The 14,421-nt window shown below is 48.1% G+C and carries 18 protein-coding genes; 5 read left to right on the forward strand and 13 right to left on the reverse strand.

The annotated features are described in order from the left end of the window. Nucleotides 1-9 precede the first annotated feature (9 nt). The 4 genes from dam (at nt 10) to trpS (ending at nt 3,332) form a co-directional block, all read left to right on the forward strand. Entirely contained in the window at nt 10-825 is an 816-nt protein-coding gene (gene dam, locus PCO85_01875; GenBank protein ID WJV54254.1) for an adenine-specific DNA-methyltransferase, read from the forward strand. A gap of 131 nt (nt 826-956) precedes the next feature. Further along, the gene (gene rpe / locus PCO85_01880; protein ID WJV54255.1) at nt 957-1,634 is read left to right on the forward strand and encodes a ribulose-phosphate 3-epimerase; all 678 of its coding nucleotides are present in this window, start codon (nt 957-959) and stop codon (nt 1,632-1,634) included. Next, nucleotides 1,627-2,331 (forward strand): phosphoglycolate phosphatase, encoded by a 705-nt coding sequence (locus tag PCO85_01885; protein WJV54256.1) that lies wholly within the window; start codon nt 1,627-1,629, stop codon nt 2,329-2,331. Before rpe ends, PCO85_01885 begins: the two co-directional genes overlap by 8 nt. After that, nucleotides 2,328-3,332 (forward strand): tryptophan--tRNA ligase, encoded by a 1,005-nt coding sequence (gene trpS / locus PCO85_01890; protein ID WJV54257.1) that lies wholly within the window; start codon nt 2,328-2,330, stop codon nt 3,330-3,332. The genes PCO85_01885 and trpS overlap by 4 nt, the downstream gene beginning before the upstream one ends. 90 nt (nt 3,333-3,422) lie before the next feature. Here trpS and yjgA read toward each other — a convergent pair whose 3' ends face one another. Continuing rightward, nucleotides 3,423-3,974 carry a ribosome biogenesis factor YjgA gene (gene yjgA / locus PCO85_01895; GenBank protein ID WJV54258.1) on the reverse strand — a complete coding sequence of 184 codons (552 nt, stop codon included), beginning with the start codon at nt 3,972-3,974 and terminating at the stop codon, nt 3,423-3,425. 189 nt (nt 3,975-4,163) lie between these two features. On the opposite strand from yjgA, the gene pmbA reads away from it, so the two are divergent. Beyond that, complete coding sequence (gene pmbA, locus PCO85_01900) at nt 4,164-5,504, forward strand: metalloprotease PmbA (protein ID WJV54259.1); 1,341 nt, start codon at nt 4,164-4,166, stop codon at nt 5,502-5,504. A 61-nt stretch (nt 5,505-5,565) separates the two neighbouring features. Here pmbA and rnk read toward each other — a convergent pair whose 3' ends face one another. The 12 genes from rnk to PCO85_01960 all read right to left on the reverse strand — a co-directional run bounded on the left by rnk (nt 5,566) and on the right by PCO85_01960 (nt 14,289). Then, nucleotides 5,566-5,976 carry a nucleoside diphosphate kinase regulator gene (rnk, locus tag PCO85_01905; protein WJV54260.1) on the reverse strand — a complete coding sequence of 137 codons (411 nt, stop codon included), beginning with the start codon at nt 5,974-5,976 and terminating at the stop codon, nt 5,566-5,568. Between the two features lie 173 nt (nt 5,977-6,149). Next, on the reverse strand, nt 6,150-6,422 hold the full coding sequence (npr, locus tag PCO85_01910; protein ID WJV54261.1) for a PTS phosphocarrier protein NPr: 273 nt from the start codon (nt 6,420-6,422) through the stop codon (nt 6,150-6,152). After that, complete coding sequence (gene rapZ / locus PCO85_01915; protein WJV55963.1) at nt 6,419-7,273, reverse strand: RNase adapter RapZ; 855 nt, start codon at nt 7,271-7,273, stop codon at nt 6,419-6,421. Before rapZ ends, npr begins: the two co-directional genes overlap by 4 nt. Before the next feature lie 193 nt (nt 7,274-7,466). After that, entirely contained in the window at nt 7,467-7,940 is a 474-nt protein-coding gene (ptsN, locus tag PCO85_01920) for a PTS IIA-like nitrogen regulatory protein PtsN (GenBank protein WJV54262.1), read from the reverse strand. 96 nt (nt 7,941-8,036) lie between these two features. Further along, nucleotides 8,037-8,324, reverse strand: a complete 288-nt coding sequence (hpf, locus tag PCO85_01925; GenBank protein WJV54263.1) for a ribosome hibernation promoting factor — start codon at nt 8,322-8,324, stop codon at nt 8,037-8,039. 23 nt (nt 8,325-8,347) lie between these two features. Continuing rightward, a complete protein-coding gene (gene rpoN, locus PCO85_01930; GenBank protein ID WJV54264.1) occupies nt 8,348-9,781 on the reverse strand; it encodes an RNA polymerase factor sigma-54 in 1,434 nt (477 codons plus the stop codon). Between the two features lie 41 nt (nt 9,782-9,822). Continuing rightward, nucleotides 9,823-10,548 carry an LPS export ABC transporter ATP-binding protein gene (gene lptB, locus PCO85_01935; protein WJV54265.1) on the reverse strand — a complete coding sequence of 242 codons (726 nt, stop codon included), beginning with the start codon at nt 10,546-10,548 and terminating at the stop codon, nt 9,823-9,825. 3 nt (nt 10,549-10,551) lie between these two features. Beyond that, entirely contained in the window at nt 10,552-11,130 is a 579-nt protein-coding gene (gene lptA, locus PCO85_01940) for a lipopolysaccharide ABC transporter substrate-binding protein LptA (GenBank protein WJV54266.1), read from the reverse strand. Further along, entirely contained in the window at nt 11,108-11,677 is a 570-nt protein-coding gene (gene lptC, locus PCO85_01945; GenBank protein WJV54267.1) for an LPS export ABC transporter periplasmic protein LptC, read from the reverse strand. The genes lptA and lptC overlap by 23 nt, the downstream gene beginning before the upstream one ends. Further along, complete coding sequence (gene kdsC / locus PCO85_01950; protein ID WJV54268.1) at nt 11,674-12,240, reverse strand: 3-deoxy-manno-octulosonate-8-phosphatase KdsC; 567 nt, start codon at nt 12,238-12,240, stop codon at nt 11,674-11,676. Before kdsC ends, lptC begins: the two co-directional genes overlap by 4 nt. 67 nt (nt 12,241-12,307) lie before the next feature. Beyond that, nucleotides 12,308-13,294: an arabinose-5-phosphate isomerase KdsD gene (gene kdsD, locus PCO85_01955; protein ID WJV54269.1), complete on the reverse strand. Its 987-nt coding sequence runs from the start codon at nt 13,292-13,294 to the stop codon at nt 12,308-12,310. Between the two features lie 32 nt (nt 13,295-13,326). Continuing rightward, nucleotides 13,327-14,289 carry a calcium/sodium antiporter gene (locus PCO85_01960; GenBank protein ID WJV54270.1) on the reverse strand — a complete coding sequence of 321 codons (963 nt, stop codon included), beginning with the start codon at nt 14,287-14,289 and terminating at the stop codon, nt 13,327-13,329. Between the last annotated feature and the right edge of the window lie 132 nt (nt 14,290-14,421).

The raw sequence follows: 14,421 nt of genomic DNA on the forward strand, positions 1-14,421 counted from the left end.
AACGACGGCATGAAGAAAAACCGCGCTTTCTTAAAATGGGCTGGTGGGAAATATCCGCTGGTAGAGGAAATTCGCCGATATCTACCAGCGGGAGATCGCTTAATTGAGCCTTTTGTTGGTGCAGGTTCGGTATTTCTCAATACGGAGTACGATAATTATATACTGGCAGATATTAATAGTGATCTCATTAATCTCTATAATATCGTTAAAACCAATACTGATGATTTTATCCGAGATTCTCGCAAATTATTTACTGATGAAATGAATACTTCCGAGGTATTTTACGTACTGCGAAGTGAGTTCAATCTCTGTACGGATGCCTATCGACGAGCATTATTGTTTCTCTATCTTAATCGTCATTGTTACAACGGGTTATGCCGTTACAACATGCGTGGTGAATTTAACGTGCCGTTTGGCCGTTATAAAAAGCCTTATTTCCCAGAAGAAGAATTACACTGGTTTGCACAAAAGGCAAAAAATGCCATCTTTGTCTGTGAACATTATCATCAGACCTTGACTCAAGCTGAGCGTGGTTCGGTTGTATATTGCGATCCACCTTATGCACCTTTGTCGGCAACGGCAAATTTCACGGCCTACCACACCAGTAATTTTAATAATAATGATCAGCAGAATCTGGCGCAGTTGGCTTATCAACTATCTGTGGAAAACAATATACCAGTGCTGATATCCAACCATGACACATTACTTACACGAGAATGGTATCAAGGGGCATCATCGTTGTATGTGGTTATGGCTCGTCGTACTATCAGCCGCAATATTTCAGGACGCAGCAAGGTTAACGAGTTACTGGCTTTATATCGCTGAGTCGGTCGTAGTAGTATTGAAGATGTGATTGACCGGAAAAGAGTCTTGTTTCCGCACAGTAGCTGACCGGAAAGATCGTTACGTGATTAGTCCCGGCAGTAGAATACAGACTTGATGGTTTGGAGAAGCGAATGAAACCGTTTTTAATCGCCCCGTCTATATTATCGGCTGACTTTGCCAGGCTAGGTGAAGATACTGCGAAGGTACTGTCGGCAGGAGCAGATGTGGTTCACTTTGATGTGATGGATAACCACTATGTTCCCAATCTGACGATTGGCCCGATGGTGCTTAAATCGCTGCGTAGTTACGGGATTACCGCACCGATTGATGTTCATCTAATGGTAAAGCCCGTTGATCGGCTGATTCCGGACTTTGCCGAAGCGGGGGCCAGTTTTATCACTTTCCATCCTGAAGCTTCTGAACATATCGATCGTACCCTGCAATTGATTAAGGAGCATGGCTGTAAAGCCGGTCTGGTTTTTAATCCTGCTACGTCACTTAGCTACCTGGATTATGTAATGGATAAGCTGGATGTCATCCTGCTGATGTCCGTTAACCCCGGTTTTGGCGGCCAGTCGTTCATCCCTGCGACACTGGATAAATTGCGTCAGGTACGCAAACTGATCGATGACAGTGGCTATGATATTCGCCTGGAGGTCGATGGCGGCGTCAAAGCGGACAAGATTGGTGAAATTGCAGCAGCGGGCGCAGATATGTTTGTTGCTGGTTCGGCAATATTCAATCAGCCTGACTACCGTGTGGTTATTGATCAGATGCGTAAGGAACTGGCAAAGGTCGCGCATGATTGAGCTTACCTCTATCCGCGGGCTGGCGTTTGATCTTGATGGTACGTTGGTAAACAGTGCTCCGGGACTGGCTCAGGCCATTGATCTGGCATTGCAGGAACAATCATTACCTGTGGCGGGTGAAACACGTGTGTCCACCTGGATTGGCAATGGTGCGGATGTCCTTGTTGAACGTGCACTACGTTGGGCTGGTGTCGCGCCGTTACCGCAACAGATTCGTGACACACGGATGTTATTCGATAAGTATTATGCCCAAACGATAGACAGCGGCAGTACGCTATTCCCACACGTCAAAGAGACATTGGCCCAGTTGGTGGCGCGAGGTTTCCCGATGGCGGTAGTCACGAATAAACCTACGCCTTTTGTGGCCCCGCTGTTGGATTCTCTCGGTATTGGTGACTATTTCCCATTGATTATCGGTGGTGATGATGTGGTACAGAAGAAACCGCATCCTGCACCGTTATATCTGGTATTGGGGAAATTGGGGTTACGGGTAAATGAGTTGTTGTTTGTCGGTGATTCACGCAATGATATACAAGCATCCCAGGCTGCCGGTTGCCCGTGTGTCGGTATGACCTATGGATATAACTATGGTGAAGCGATAGCACTTAGCCACCCTGATGTGGTTCTGGATCGTTTTGCTGATTTATTGACCCTTGTCGGGCCGTCATCTTTAAAAAATCAGGAAGCATTAGCATGAGTAAGCCCATTGTATTTAGCGGCGCACAGCCGTCTGGTGAGTTGACCATTGGTAACTACATGGGTGCGTTACGCCAGTGGGTCAACATGCAAGATGATTTTGACTGCGTTTACTGCATTGTGGATCTGCACGCCATTACGGTACGACAGGATACACAGCAACTGAGGAAAGCAACGCTGGATACACTGGCACTTTATCTGGCCTGCGGTATTGACCCACAGAAGAGCACCATTTTTGTTCAGTCTCATGTACCGGAACATACTCAGTTAAGCTGGGTGCTCAACTGTTATACCTATTTTGGTGAGTTGAGCCGGATGACGCAGTTTAAGGATAAATCTGCCCGTTATGCTGAAAACATTAATGCCGGCCTGTTTGACTATCCGGTACTAATGGCGGCGGATATTCTCCTGTATCAAACCAATCAGGTACCCGTTGGGGAAGACCAGAAACAGCATCTGGAACTGAGTCGCGATATTGCCCAGCGGTTTAATACGCTGTATGGCGATATCTTTAGCGTACCGGAGCCATTCATCCCTAAATCTGGTGCCCGCGTGATGTCACTGCTGGAGCCGACCAGGAAGATGTCTAAGTCGGATGAGAACCGCAATAATGTGATTGGACTGCTGGAAGATCCAAAATCAGTGGTGAAGAAAATCAAACGAGCGGTGACTGATTCCGACGAGCCGCCAGTGGTGCGCTACGATCTGGAGAACAAACCTGGGGTTTCCAATCTGCTGGATATTCTGTCTGCGGTAACGGGTAAATCGCTCCCTGAACTGGAGACGGAATTTGAAGGCCAGATGTATGGCCACCTGAAAGGTGCTGTAGCTGATGCTGTCTCAGGAATGTTAAGTGAATTACAGGAACGCTATCATCGTTTTCGCAATGATGAGGTTTTTCTGCAACAGGTAATGCGTGACGGTGCGCAAAAAGCGAGTATCCGTGCACAGGAAACGCTGACGAAGGTATACGAAGCTGTTGGGTTCGTTGCTCGTCCGTAATGCTGGTTGGCCAGATTGATGTCGGACAACAGCCCCGGTTTCGGGGCTGAGTCAGCTATATCAGGAATAATTTTCTCATTACTGGCATTGTTATTCGTTTGATTCAGCCAGTTCACGCAGGTACTGAAAAATCTGGCGGGCTGATTTTGGCGGCTTGTTATCAGTTTTCTCTTTTTGCGCGTTCCTTGCCAGAGAACGTAATTGCTGACGGTCGGCTTGTGGATAGCGTGTCAGAATATCTGGAATAGCATCGTCTCCATTCTCTATTAGTCTATCACGTAGTTGTTCCAGCTTATGAAATAGCACAATCTGCTGATTATGACGGTTTTTCAGTTTATCCAGGGCGGCTTTGATCGGCTCTGGATCACGGGCACGCAGCATTTTACCGATCAACTGGAGCTGGCGACGGCGGCCTTCTTTTTTTATCCGTTGCGCGAGTTCAATCGCTGCTCGCAGATCTTCATCAAGCGGAATGCGGTCCAGCGCGTTTTTACCCAGTTCTACCAATTCGGCACCCAGATCTTTCAAGGCTTCGGCATCACGCTTTATTTCGCTTTTACTGACCCAGATAATTTCATCATCATCGTCGTCTTGGCTGTTGTCTGGAACGTCATCCAGCCAGTCTTCGGGATGTTTGTTCATGGTTGACTCCCTAAAAAAGAGGCTGATCCTATCAGGTTATGGGCTTTCTGCGAAATTGTCTGCAGATCCTGTTAGACTCAAAAGCATTATGCTACATCTTTTTATGCGGATGTGTGGTGACGAATAGCGTTCACACGGAATTCGTAGCATCATTTATCTGAATATTTTCTCACTCATTATGGCAGATCGATGACAATAATCACTCAGGTTGCAGAACAACGGAAAACGTTGGAACAAGCGGTGGCACAGGCGTTGGAGTTGGCGTGTGTTGGCTCTGATGCGGCAGAAGTCGCGGTGACAAAAACAACAGGAATCGGTGTTAGTACCCGTTATGGTGAAGTTGAAAATGTCGAATTCAACAGCGATGGAGCATTGGGTATTACCGTGTATTACCAGCAGCGTAAAGGCAGTGCCTCATCCACGGATCTTAGTCTGGATGCTATCGCTCGCACAGTAAAAGCGGCGTTGGATATTGCCCGTTATACCTCGGTCGATCCCTGCACTGGCCCGGCGGATAAAGATTTGTTGGCGTTTGATGCTCCGGATCTGGATTTGTTTCACCCGGCAGAATTGGATGCTGAGCGTGGTATTGAGCTGGCAGCTCGTGCTGAGCAGGTGGCACTGAAAGCCGACAAACGTATCACGAATACGGAAGGCGGTAGCTTCAACAGCCATTATGGTATCAAGGTGTTCGGCAACAGCCACGGTATGTTGCAAAGTTACTGCTCAAGCCGGCATTCGATGTCCAGCTGTGTCATTGCTGAGCATAATGGTGATATGGAGCGTGATTACGCTTATACCATTGGGCGTTCTCTGGATGATTTAAAGACACCTGAGTGGGTGGGTGAAGAGTGCGCCAGACGCACATTGGCGCGGTTGGATCCGCATAAATTACCAACCATGGAAGCACCAGTGATGTTTGCCGCCGAGGTGGCTACCGGACTATTTGGTCATTTGGTGGGGGCTATCAGCGGTGGCAGTGTATACCGTAAGTCAACCTTCCTGCTGGATAAACTTGGGCAGCAAATTCTGCCTGAGTGGCTGACTATCGAAGAGTTCCCACACCTGCGTAAGGGGCTGGCGTCTTCACCGTTTGATGGTGAAGGTGTTCGTACCCAGCAACGGGAAATTGTGAAGGATGGCGTCCTGCAGACCTGGCTGTTAACCAGTTATTCCGCTCGTAAACTGGGTATGAAGAGTACCGGACACGCTGGTGGTATTCATAACTGGCATATTGCCGGACAAGGGCTGGATTTCAACGGTATGCTCAAACAAATGGGTAAAGGTCTGTTGGTGACTGAGTTGATGGGACATGGCGTCAGTGCGGTCACTGGCGACTATTCCCGTGGTGCGGCAGGTTTCTGGATCGAAAATGGAGAAATCCAGTATCCGGTGAGTGAAATTACTATTGCCGGGAACCTGAAAGATATGCTGCGTAACATCGTTACTACGGGTGATGATATAGAAAACCGCAGTAATATCCAATGTGGCTCAGTGTTGTTGCCCGCCATGAAAATTGCCGGAGCATAAACGACGACGCCTGACGATCCCCATAGTGCGGGGATCGTCCATCCAATACTAACTTGAATTGTTAGCGATGATATTCGCTAGCCGCTTCTGGTTGATACAACAGTTCCAGCACGGTAATGTGCGCCTCTTCTCCATTTGGCAATTTCCAGTCTATGGTGCTGCCCACATGCATGCCGAGTAAGGCTGCGCCTAGTGGTGCCATGACGGAAAGCTGCTCTTGACTATCTTTTACTGCTGACGGATAAACCAATGTCCGTATATGTTCTTCTTGTGTCTTCAGATCGCGAAATCGGATCCGGCTATTCATGGTTACCACATCTGCGGGTATCTCTGTTTGCGGCAGGATTTCCGCACGATCTAACTCTTCGTTCAGTGCCAGAGCCGTAGCTGTGTTCGCGAAAGCGGGGTTCTCCAGCAATGTGTCGAGGCGTTCGGCATCCAGTTCGCTGATTGTCAGGTTTGGTTTTGTCATACTCCTCTCCGGTTTTCATATGATTACAACATAAAAGCAACACCCCCGCGCCAAGAGGGGCGGGGGTGTATAAAAAAGGCATGCTTTAAATGATAGTAGGTTCTTATGGTAGTGAAAGGAAGAGATCGGGATCACGAAGATAGCGATGGATGATGATCCTGATGGAGGATAAATTAATCCTCGTCAAATCCGGCTTCAAACAGCTCAATAACCGATGCCAAAGCCTGTTCTTCATCCGAACCGCTGACTTCAATCTCAATATAGCGTCCTTTGGCTGAATCCAACATCAGCATGGCAATGACGCTGCTGGCTTCAGCCTCTACACCACTATCATTACGTAAAAGAACTTCAGCCTCAAAGCTTTGTACCAGTTCAAATAATTTCATGGCTGGTCGAGCATGCATTCCAAGACGATTTTTGACTTCAACGGTTTGTTTTACGGTCATGATTTTCGTTTTTCCAACGTACGATGACGTGACTGTACATTTTTACCACGGGAACGAAAATAGTCTGCCAATTGTTCCGCAATGTAGACAGAGCGATGCTTACCACCCGTACAACCAATCGCCACAGTTAGATAGCTACGATTATTGGTCTCCAGCATCGGCAACCATAACTCCAGGTAGCTACGGGTTTGATAGATGAAGTTATGAACTTCAGTATGACGATCCAAAAATGCGGCTACCGGTTTATCTAACCCGGTCATTGGGCGTAGTTTTGGATCCCAGTGGGGATTAGGCAAAAAACGAACGTCAAAAACATAGTCGGCATCAATAGGAATACCGTGTTTATAACCGAATGATTCAAATACCATTGTCAGCTCACGTTCCCGTTTACCCAGCAAACGGGTACGTAACATCTCGGCCAGTTCATGTACCGACATTTCTGACGTGTCAATGATAAGGTCGGCGCGGGAACGCAGAGGTTCGAGCAAATCGTTTTCCTCATCAATGGCGCTTTCCAGGGACAGATTCTTGCTGGAGAGTGGATGAAGACGACGAGTATCACTGTAACGGCGGATCAGCGTGTTGCGATCAGCATCCAGAAACAGTAATTGAGGCGAAAAACTTTTTGGCAACTGCGTGATGGCTTGTTCCAGTACTTCCGGCGATTCAGGCATGTTGCGCACATCAATGCTGACGGCAGCAGAGATGTTACGCTCTGCCAACGTGTTGGCGAGGTCCGGTAGTAGAACCACCGGTAGGTTATCTACGCAGTAGAAGCCCATGTCTTCCAGTGCACGCAGGGCTACAGATTTTCCCGAACCTGACCGACCACTGACAATCATCAGCACCATCTGAAGATTCCCCCTTGGCAGCAGATGATGAAGATCCACCGCCACAGTTAGTTTCCGTTAGTAGCCCGGCGACGCCGGAATCTATGGTTAATTTCGCAACCCCGGGCTGTTGTCAGGCAAGGGTCTGACACCGTTGAATTTTTATGGTATGTCTATCGATTTGCGCCACGGTGTTGCCAGTAACTGTGCCACATTATTCGGCCTCGGTCATAATCTGGTACAGCTCATCATCACTTTGTGCCGCACGCAGACGCCGACATATTGTTTTATCGGCGAGCCGTTTGGCAATGAGGGATAACGTATGTAAATGGGTTTTACATTGTTCTGCGGGAACCAGCAAGGCAAAAAGTAAATCTACAGGTTGGTTATCTATGGCATCAAAGGCAATGGGCTGCTCTAGCTGGATAAATACACCAACTGCACCCAGTGTATTTTCATCTTCCAGTTTCCCGTGGGGAATTGCAATGCCGTTGCCGATACCCGTACTGCCCATGCGCTCCCGTGTCAGGATCGCTTCGAAGATAATCTGCGAGGGCAAATTGAGCTGTTGAGCCGCCAGTTCACTGATGATTTCCAGGGCACGTTTCTTACTCTGACAGTGGACAGCACTACGGGTGCACTCTTTACGGAGCACTGCGCTGAGTTGCATAACGGGATCGTTGTTCATTTCGTTTTCACTTAACGACACTTGTGCCTCAGATAATCAGCCTACTGTTTAACAGCAGGCTGATTGCTGTCCCTGCGCCTGAAGGCGATGAAAAAATCAGTGTTGTTTCAGTTTATCCTTATGTTTGTTTAACTGTCGCGCCAGTTTATCGATCAAAAGATCGATGGCAGCATACATATCATCCGCTTCTGATGTAGCGTGCAGCTCACCGCCGTTAACGTGGATTGTAGCATCCGCAATCTGCTGGATCTTTTCCACTTTAAGTACCACGTACACCTGATTTATACGATCAAAGTATTGTTCAAGTTTTGCGAATTTTGTATTGACAAAATCGCGCAAGGCATCGGTTATTTCGACGTGGTGTCCGGTAATGTTGAGCTGCATATCGTCTTCCTTCTCAATTAGGGTCAGACCAGCTGCTTACGCTGATTTGACGGCGGGATAGATAGAGACTCTCGGTACTTTGCAACAGTTCTCCGAGCCACAATGATTCCCTGTTCAGAGAGCAAAGTGGTTAGTTTACTGTCACTCAGTGGTTTCGCGGGGTTTTCCGCAGCGATCAGTTTCTTGACCAACGCCCGAATAGCGGTGGATGACGCTTCACCACCACTGTCTGTATTCACGTGGCTGGAGAAGAAATATTTCAGTTCGAAAATACCTCGTGGGCTATGCAGAAATTTTTGCGTAGTCACGCGGGAAATAGTGGACTCATGCATATCCACAGCCTGGGCGATATCCGCCAGCACCATGGGTTTCATAAACTCTTCGCCCTGTTCAAAAAATGCCAGTTGCTGCTCGACGATACAGCGAGTGACCTTTAACAAGGTTTCGTTGCGACTCTCCAGACTTTTGATTAGCCAGCGGGCTTCCTGCAGGTGACTACGGATAAACTGGCCGTCACTGTCACTACGCACACTGTTGCTCATCGCCGCATATTGCTGGTTGATCTGTAACCTGGGAACACTGTCTGTGTTCAGTTCTACTATCCAGCGATCTTGTACCTTATGAGTCAGAACATCGGGAATCACATATTCTGATTCACCAGTGTTAATTGATTGACCAGGGCGCGGGTCAAGGGATTGAATTAATGCCAGAGCTTCTTTCAGTACATCTTCTTTCAGACGACTGGAACGAATCAAGGCACGGAAATCATGGTTTGCCAGCAGATCCAGAAACTCACTGACAATCAGTTTAGCTTCTGACAGCCAGGGCGTATCCGGCGCAAATTGAGACAGTTGTACTAGCAGACAGTCTCGCAGATCGCGAGCGGCAACACCAATCGGGTCAAAATGCTGTACCCGCTTGAGTACTGCTTCCACTTCTTCCATCGTGACATTATCGTCACCGATGCCCTCACGGATTTCATCCAGCGATACGGTCAGATAGCCGGTGTTGTCAACCGCATCCACTATTGATGTGGCAATAGCCGCATCAGTATCAGAAAACGGTGTCAATTCCACTTGCCACATCAGGTAGTCCTGCAAGGTTTGGGTGGTTTCTCCCTGGTAGACTGGCAGTTCGTCATCGCGGTAGTCGGTGCTGGTACCTGAAGGGGTTCCGGCAGTATAAATTTCATCCCAGGCGGCATCCAGCGGCAGTTCATCTGGCATATCTTTCTGTTCCAGCGCTTCCCGTGTATCTAATGCTTCGCTGTCGGTGTTTTCTATGGTGTCTACTTCTTCATGCGTATCAGCCTGTTCTAACAATGGATTGCTTTCCAGCGCCTGTTGGATCTCTTGCTGGAGTTCAAGCGTGGACAACTGCAGCAGACGAATTGCCTGTTGCAGTTGTGGTGTCATGGCCAATTGTTGGCTAAGCCTGAGTTGCAAACCTTGCTTCATAAATAGCGCTAACTTCCTTATATAATTAAAAAACGACGTTATTAGAGTCGAAATCCTTCACCCAAATAGACTCGTTTTACTTGCTCGTTGGCCAGTATATCCATCGGTGAGCCGTGGGCAATAAGGTGACCCTGGCTAACGATGTAAGCGCGTTCACAAACGTCTAACGTTTCACGAACGTTATGATCGGTGATCAGTACGCCTAAGCCACTGTCGCGCAGGTGTTCAATGATCTTTTTAATATCAATCACCGAAATAGGATCTACCCCGGCGAAAGGTTCATCCAGCAGGATGAACTTCGGGTTGGCAGCCAGCGCCCGGGCTATCTCTACCCGTCGACGTTCACCACCCGAGAGCGATTGTCCCAGACTATCGCGCAAGTGAACAATATGAAACTCCTCCATTAGCTCATTTGCGCGATCTTCCTGCTGTTCTGTCGTCAGATCCTTGCGGATTTGCAGCACAGCCATCAGGTTGTCATAGACACTCAAACGACGAAAAATGGATGCTTCCTGAGGCAGGTAACCAATACCGCGGTGCGCACGGTCATGCAAAGGCAGTAAAGTGATGTCATTATCATCAATAATGATACGGCCTTCGTCGCACTGCACTATTCCTACCACCATATAAAACGTCGTAGTTTTACCTGCGCCATTGGGACCGAGCAGACCAACAATTTCACCGGAGTTGACGGTGAGACTGACATCTTCCACTACTTTGCGGCCTTTGTATGCTTTGGCCAGATTTTCTGCAATTAATGTAGCCATAGGTTACTGTGCCACTCGCTGTTGCGTTTTGGGTGACTTGCTCTGCGATTTACTTTGGTCGCCTTTATCCTGAAGTTGAGAGGGCACCAATACCGTAGTTACTCGTTTTCCTTTGTCACTGAACGCTTCCATCTGTTGTTGTTTTACCAGATAGGTAATACGGTCGCCTTTTATGTTGCTGTCCAACTGTTCCAGATAGGCGTTGCCCGTCAGGATGACAAAATCCTTATCCAGCTCATAGCGCAATTTCTGCGCATGACCTTTTACAGGTTTGCCATTGTCCTGCATCTGATAAAATGTGGCGGGATTACCATAGCCTTCAATAATTTCATGGCCTTGTTTCCCCTGAGGGCGGGTAACCACGACTTTATCTGCATGAACTATGATGGAGCCTTGGGTGACGATAACGTTGCCAGTAAAAGTGGCAACATTACTCTGCATATCAAGGGATTGCTGGTCTGAATCGATATGTATTGGTTGCTCGGTATCGCTGGTTAATGCCAGTGCCGGAATGCTAACGGCAAACAGAGAGCTGGCGAGCAAGGTACTACGTATCAGATTATTTGTTTTGTGGGATTTCATAGGAGGTTTTTACCTTTTCGATCAACTCGGCAGTTTTGTCGCGCAGATTGCCGCGCATTCTTAATCCGTTGGAAGTAAAGCCGGTACCGTACAGTGTGACTTCATCATCTGATGAGACATCTTGAGTTATCAGGTTTATCTGGGCATTGTCCGTTTTAATGCGCTTCAGTTGCGACTCTGCGGTAAGGCTGTTTACTTCAACATGACCATACAAATAGAGCATTTTATCTTTTGTCAGTTTGGCGCGATCAGAGCGCACTGACCAGGTGGCCACGCCCTGCTCATTAAACAAGGTGGCAACGGGCAGGGTAAACCAACTCACCTGATCGGTATTGAAAAATTCGGCTTCACTTGCTACCAGTTTGTAATTTAATTTCCCTGCTGGGTCATAAACTACGGTCACTGTTTCTTTGGTCGTATAATCGGGGGCGTTACTTGTTGTGACCACTGGGTTCGATGTTGTCTTGTTATTGGTTAAATTCAAACCGATCAGGATCAGTGCGATCAATGCCAGCAGAATAGTCAGCCAACCTTTCGTTTTACTCATATCGACAGCCCTTTGGCATGCTCCAGCTTATCTTGAGCCAACAGAATAAGATCGCAAATTTCACGCACAGCACCATGGCCTCCAGAAATACGTGTAATGTAATCCGCCATTGGCAGCAATAATGGATGGGCGTCTGCAACGGCTACACTCAGCCCTACTTGGGCCATCACCGGCCAGTCGATTAAATCATCGCCGATATAAGCAACCTGGTCCGCTGTCAAAGACAGCTCATCCAACAGCTTTTGGAAGGCTAAAAGCTTATCAGACTGGCCCTGATAAAGGTGAGTAATCCCTAATGTTATACAGCGATCTACCAGTAGTTGTGCTGAACGACCTGTAATAATCGCAATATCTATGCCGGAAGTCAGCAGACAGCGGATGCCATAGCCATCTCTCACATGAAATGCCTTAAGTTCTTCTCCCTGGTTCCCCATGTAGATCAGGCCATCGGAGAGTACACCGTCGACATCGCAGATTAACAAACGAATATCTCGGGCCTTGGCCAGTACCCGCGAGTCGACAGGCCCGTAGCAAGTGTCGGTTTGCGTCCCGGTTTCACTCATTCACGCTTATCCTTGGTTTTAGCAGAGGCTTATGGTTATGCAATATCATGACCGCAGTGTCGACAGATTAAACCACACCAGCCCGCAGCATGTCGTGCATATGAACGATTCCGAGCAGACGGTCATCATCTGCCACCAGTAGTGAAGTTATATGGCGTGATTGCATCAGGTTAAGGGCATCTACGGCCAGCATTTGGGGCGTGACCCGTATTCCGCCACGAGTCATGACATCCGCGATACGAGCACTGTTCAAATCAATGTTCATATCAAAAATACGGCGCAGGTCACCATCAGTAAAGATCCCTTCAATTTTCCAGCCATCGCTGCAAATTACTGTCATGCCAAGATTTTTACGGGTAATTTCCAATAGCGCATCTCGTAGGGAAGCATCACGGTTCACACACGGCACTTCATCACCAGAATGCATAATATCGTTAACACGCAGTAAAAGTTTGCGGCCCAGAGCCCCTCCCGGGTGTGACAAGGCAAAATCTTCGGCGGTGAAACCACGGGCCTGTAATAACGCTACGGCTATCGCATCCCCCATAACCAGTGTCGCAGTCGTGCTGGACGTCGGTGCCAGGCCAAGCGGACAGGCCTCTTGTGGAACGTGTACACACAGATGAATATCGGCGGCCTTGCCCATTGTGCTTTCCGGGTTGCCCGTCATACATATAAGGCAGATCTGTAGGCGCTTCAGCACTGGAATCAGTGACAGAATTTCATGGGATTCACCGGAGTTGGAGATGGCGACTATTACATCCTGCGTGGTAATCATCCCCAAATCACCGTGGCTGGCTTCACCGGGATGGACAAAGAATGCGGGCGTACCGGTGCTGGCAAAGGTCGCTGCCATTTTACAACCGATATGTCCGGACTTGCCCATACCCATCACCACAACTTTGCCTTGGCAATGAAAAATCCTCTCACAGGCACGGGAAAAGTTGTCATCAATGTATTGACCTAACTGGGCCAGACTTTCTCGTTCAATGTTCAGAACCTGCTTGCCTGCTTTTTGGAAATCGAAACCGGGTTGTAGCTCATAATGTAACATGCGGTAAAAATCCTGCGTTGCTGATACTCTGATTATGGAAGAAAGAACAGCACCGAGATATAAGCGATGAAGGCACACAGCAAGAGTGCCCCCGCGCCTTGACCGATGCACTGTTTCCGGCGGAGACAGAGCGCCGCCAGTAATACACTGACCCCTAACATGATCCAGTAGTCGCGCTCAAACGCGAGCGGGTTAAGTGCACCAGGTGAAAGTAACGCGGGTACCCCCAGGACAATCACAATATTAAAGATATTGGAGCCGATCAGGTTACCCAATGCGATGTCATCTTCTTTTTTTAATGTTCCGACGATAGCCGTCGCCAGTTCTGGCAGGCTGGTACCGATAGCCAATACCGTCAGGCCGATGGTAAGTTCACTGATGTTATAATAGCGGGCGATGACTGTGGCATTATCAATCACCATCCGGGCCGCCATCGGCAGGATAATCAACCCCAGTATCAACCATAGCAGTGCCACAGTGTAATTACTCTCTTGGGGTAATTCGGCTATCTGTTCACGAGTGAAGCTATCCATTTCTTGTCGCTGGGTGTTATGGGCCATTTTCAGCATCAGCAGAATGCACAGAACAGCAATCAGCAGCAGGATTATTCCATCCATCCGACTCAGAAAGCTATCATGCAACAGAAAACCACAAAGCAGCGTGACCAACAGCATTAGAGGGATCTCACGACGCGATAGAACAGATTGAAACGTCAGCGGCCGGATAAGTGCCGCGCTGCCCAGAATTAGCAAGATATTGGTGATATTGGAGCCCAGTACATTCCCCACTGCCATATCTATTTGATTATTCAAAGCCGCAGTCACCGAAACCGTGAGTTCCGGTAGCGATGTCCCCATACCGACAATGACTATCCCAATTATTATGGGGGGGATGCCAAAAGAGCGGGCCAGAACGGCAGCTCCGTATACCAGGCGGTCGGCACCATAAACCAGTAAAATCAAACCAATGATCAAGAGTACTGTTGCAAAAAGCATGCAGCGTCCTTTATTCAGGTATAATCACTGGTTCATTGATAGACAAACCAGTATTTTTGGACGAATAGTGAACAGAAAATCGTGTTTTTACCATTGGTGCTAATTCTGACTGTGTAGGGCGAAAAAGTAAAA

Source organism: Prodigiosinella aquatilis, from assembly GCA_030388725.1.
Taxonomy (GTDB): Bacteria; Pseudomonadota; Gammaproteobacteria; order Enterobacterales; family Enterobacteriaceae; genus Prodigiosinella; species Prodigiosinella aquatilis.

Excerpts from the sequence above, each read along its gene's own strand:
- rapZ (WJV55963.1), bottom strand. The coding sequence starts at position 7,273 with ATGGTGCTGATGATTGTCAGTGGTCGGTCAGGTTCGGGAAAATCTGTA.
- lptB (WJV54265.1), bottom strand. The coding sequence starts at position 10,548 with ATGGCTACATTAATTGCAGAAAATCTGGCCAAAGCATACAAAGGCCGC.
- PCO85_01960 (WJV54270.1), bottom strand. The coding sequence starts at position 14,289 with ATGCTTTTTGCAACAGTACTCTTGATCATTGGTTTGATTTTACTGGTT.
- lptA (WJV54266.1), bottom strand. The coding sequence starts at position 11,130 with ATGAAATCCCACAAAACAAATAATCTGATACGTAGTACCTTGCTCGCC.
- trpS (WJV54257.1), top strand. The coding sequence starts at position 2,328 with ATGAGTAAGCCCATTGTATTTAGCGGCGCACAGCCGTCTGGTGAGTTG.
- hpf (WJV54263.1), bottom strand. The coding sequence starts at position 8,324 with ATGCAGCTCAACATTACCGGACACCACGTCGAAATAACCGATGCCTTG.
- rnk (WJV54260.1), bottom strand. The coding sequence starts at position 5,976 with ATGACAAAACCAAACCTGACAATCAGCGAACTGGATGCCGAACGCCTC.
- rpoN (WJV54264.1), bottom strand. The coding sequence starts at position 9,781 with ATGAAGCAAGGTTTGCAACTCAGGCTTAGCCAACAATTGGCCATGACA.
- pmbA (WJV54259.1), top strand. The coding sequence starts at position 4,164 with ATGACAATAATCACTCAGGTTGCAGAACAACGGAAAACGTTGGAACAA.
- kdsD (WJV54269.1), bottom strand. The coding sequence starts at position 13,294 with ATGTTACATTATGAGCTACAACCCGGTTTCGATTTCCAAAAAGCAGGC.
- dam (WJV54254.1), top strand. The coding sequence starts at position 10 with ATGAAGAAAAACCGCGCTTTCTTAAAATGGGCTGGTGGGAAATATCCG.
- lptC (WJV54267.1), bottom strand. The coding sequence starts at position 11,677 with ATGAGTAAAACGAAAGGTTGGCTGACTATTCTGCTGGCATTGATCGCA.
- kdsC (WJV54268.1), bottom strand. The coding sequence starts at position 12,240 with ATGAGTGAAACCGGGACGCAAACCGACACTTGCTACGGGCCTGTCGAC.
- ptsN (WJV54262.1), bottom strand. The coding sequence starts at position 7,940 with ATGAACAACGATCCCGTTATGCAACTCAGCGCAGTGCTCCGTAAAGAG.
- PCO85_01885 (WJV54256.1), top strand. The coding sequence starts at position 1,627 with ATGATTGAGCTTACCTCTATCCGCGGGCTGGCGTTTGATCTTGATGGT.
- rpe (WJV54255.1), top strand. The coding sequence starts at position 957 with ATGAAACCGTTTTTAATCGCCCCGTCTATATTATCGGCTGACTTTGCC.
- npr (WJV54261.1), bottom strand. The coding sequence starts at position 6,422 with ATGACCGTAAAACAAACCGTTGAAGTCAAAAATCGTCTTGGAATGCAT.
- yjgA (WJV54258.1), bottom strand. The coding sequence starts at position 3,974 with ATGAACAAACATCCCGAAGACTGGCTGGATGACGTTCCAGACAACAGC.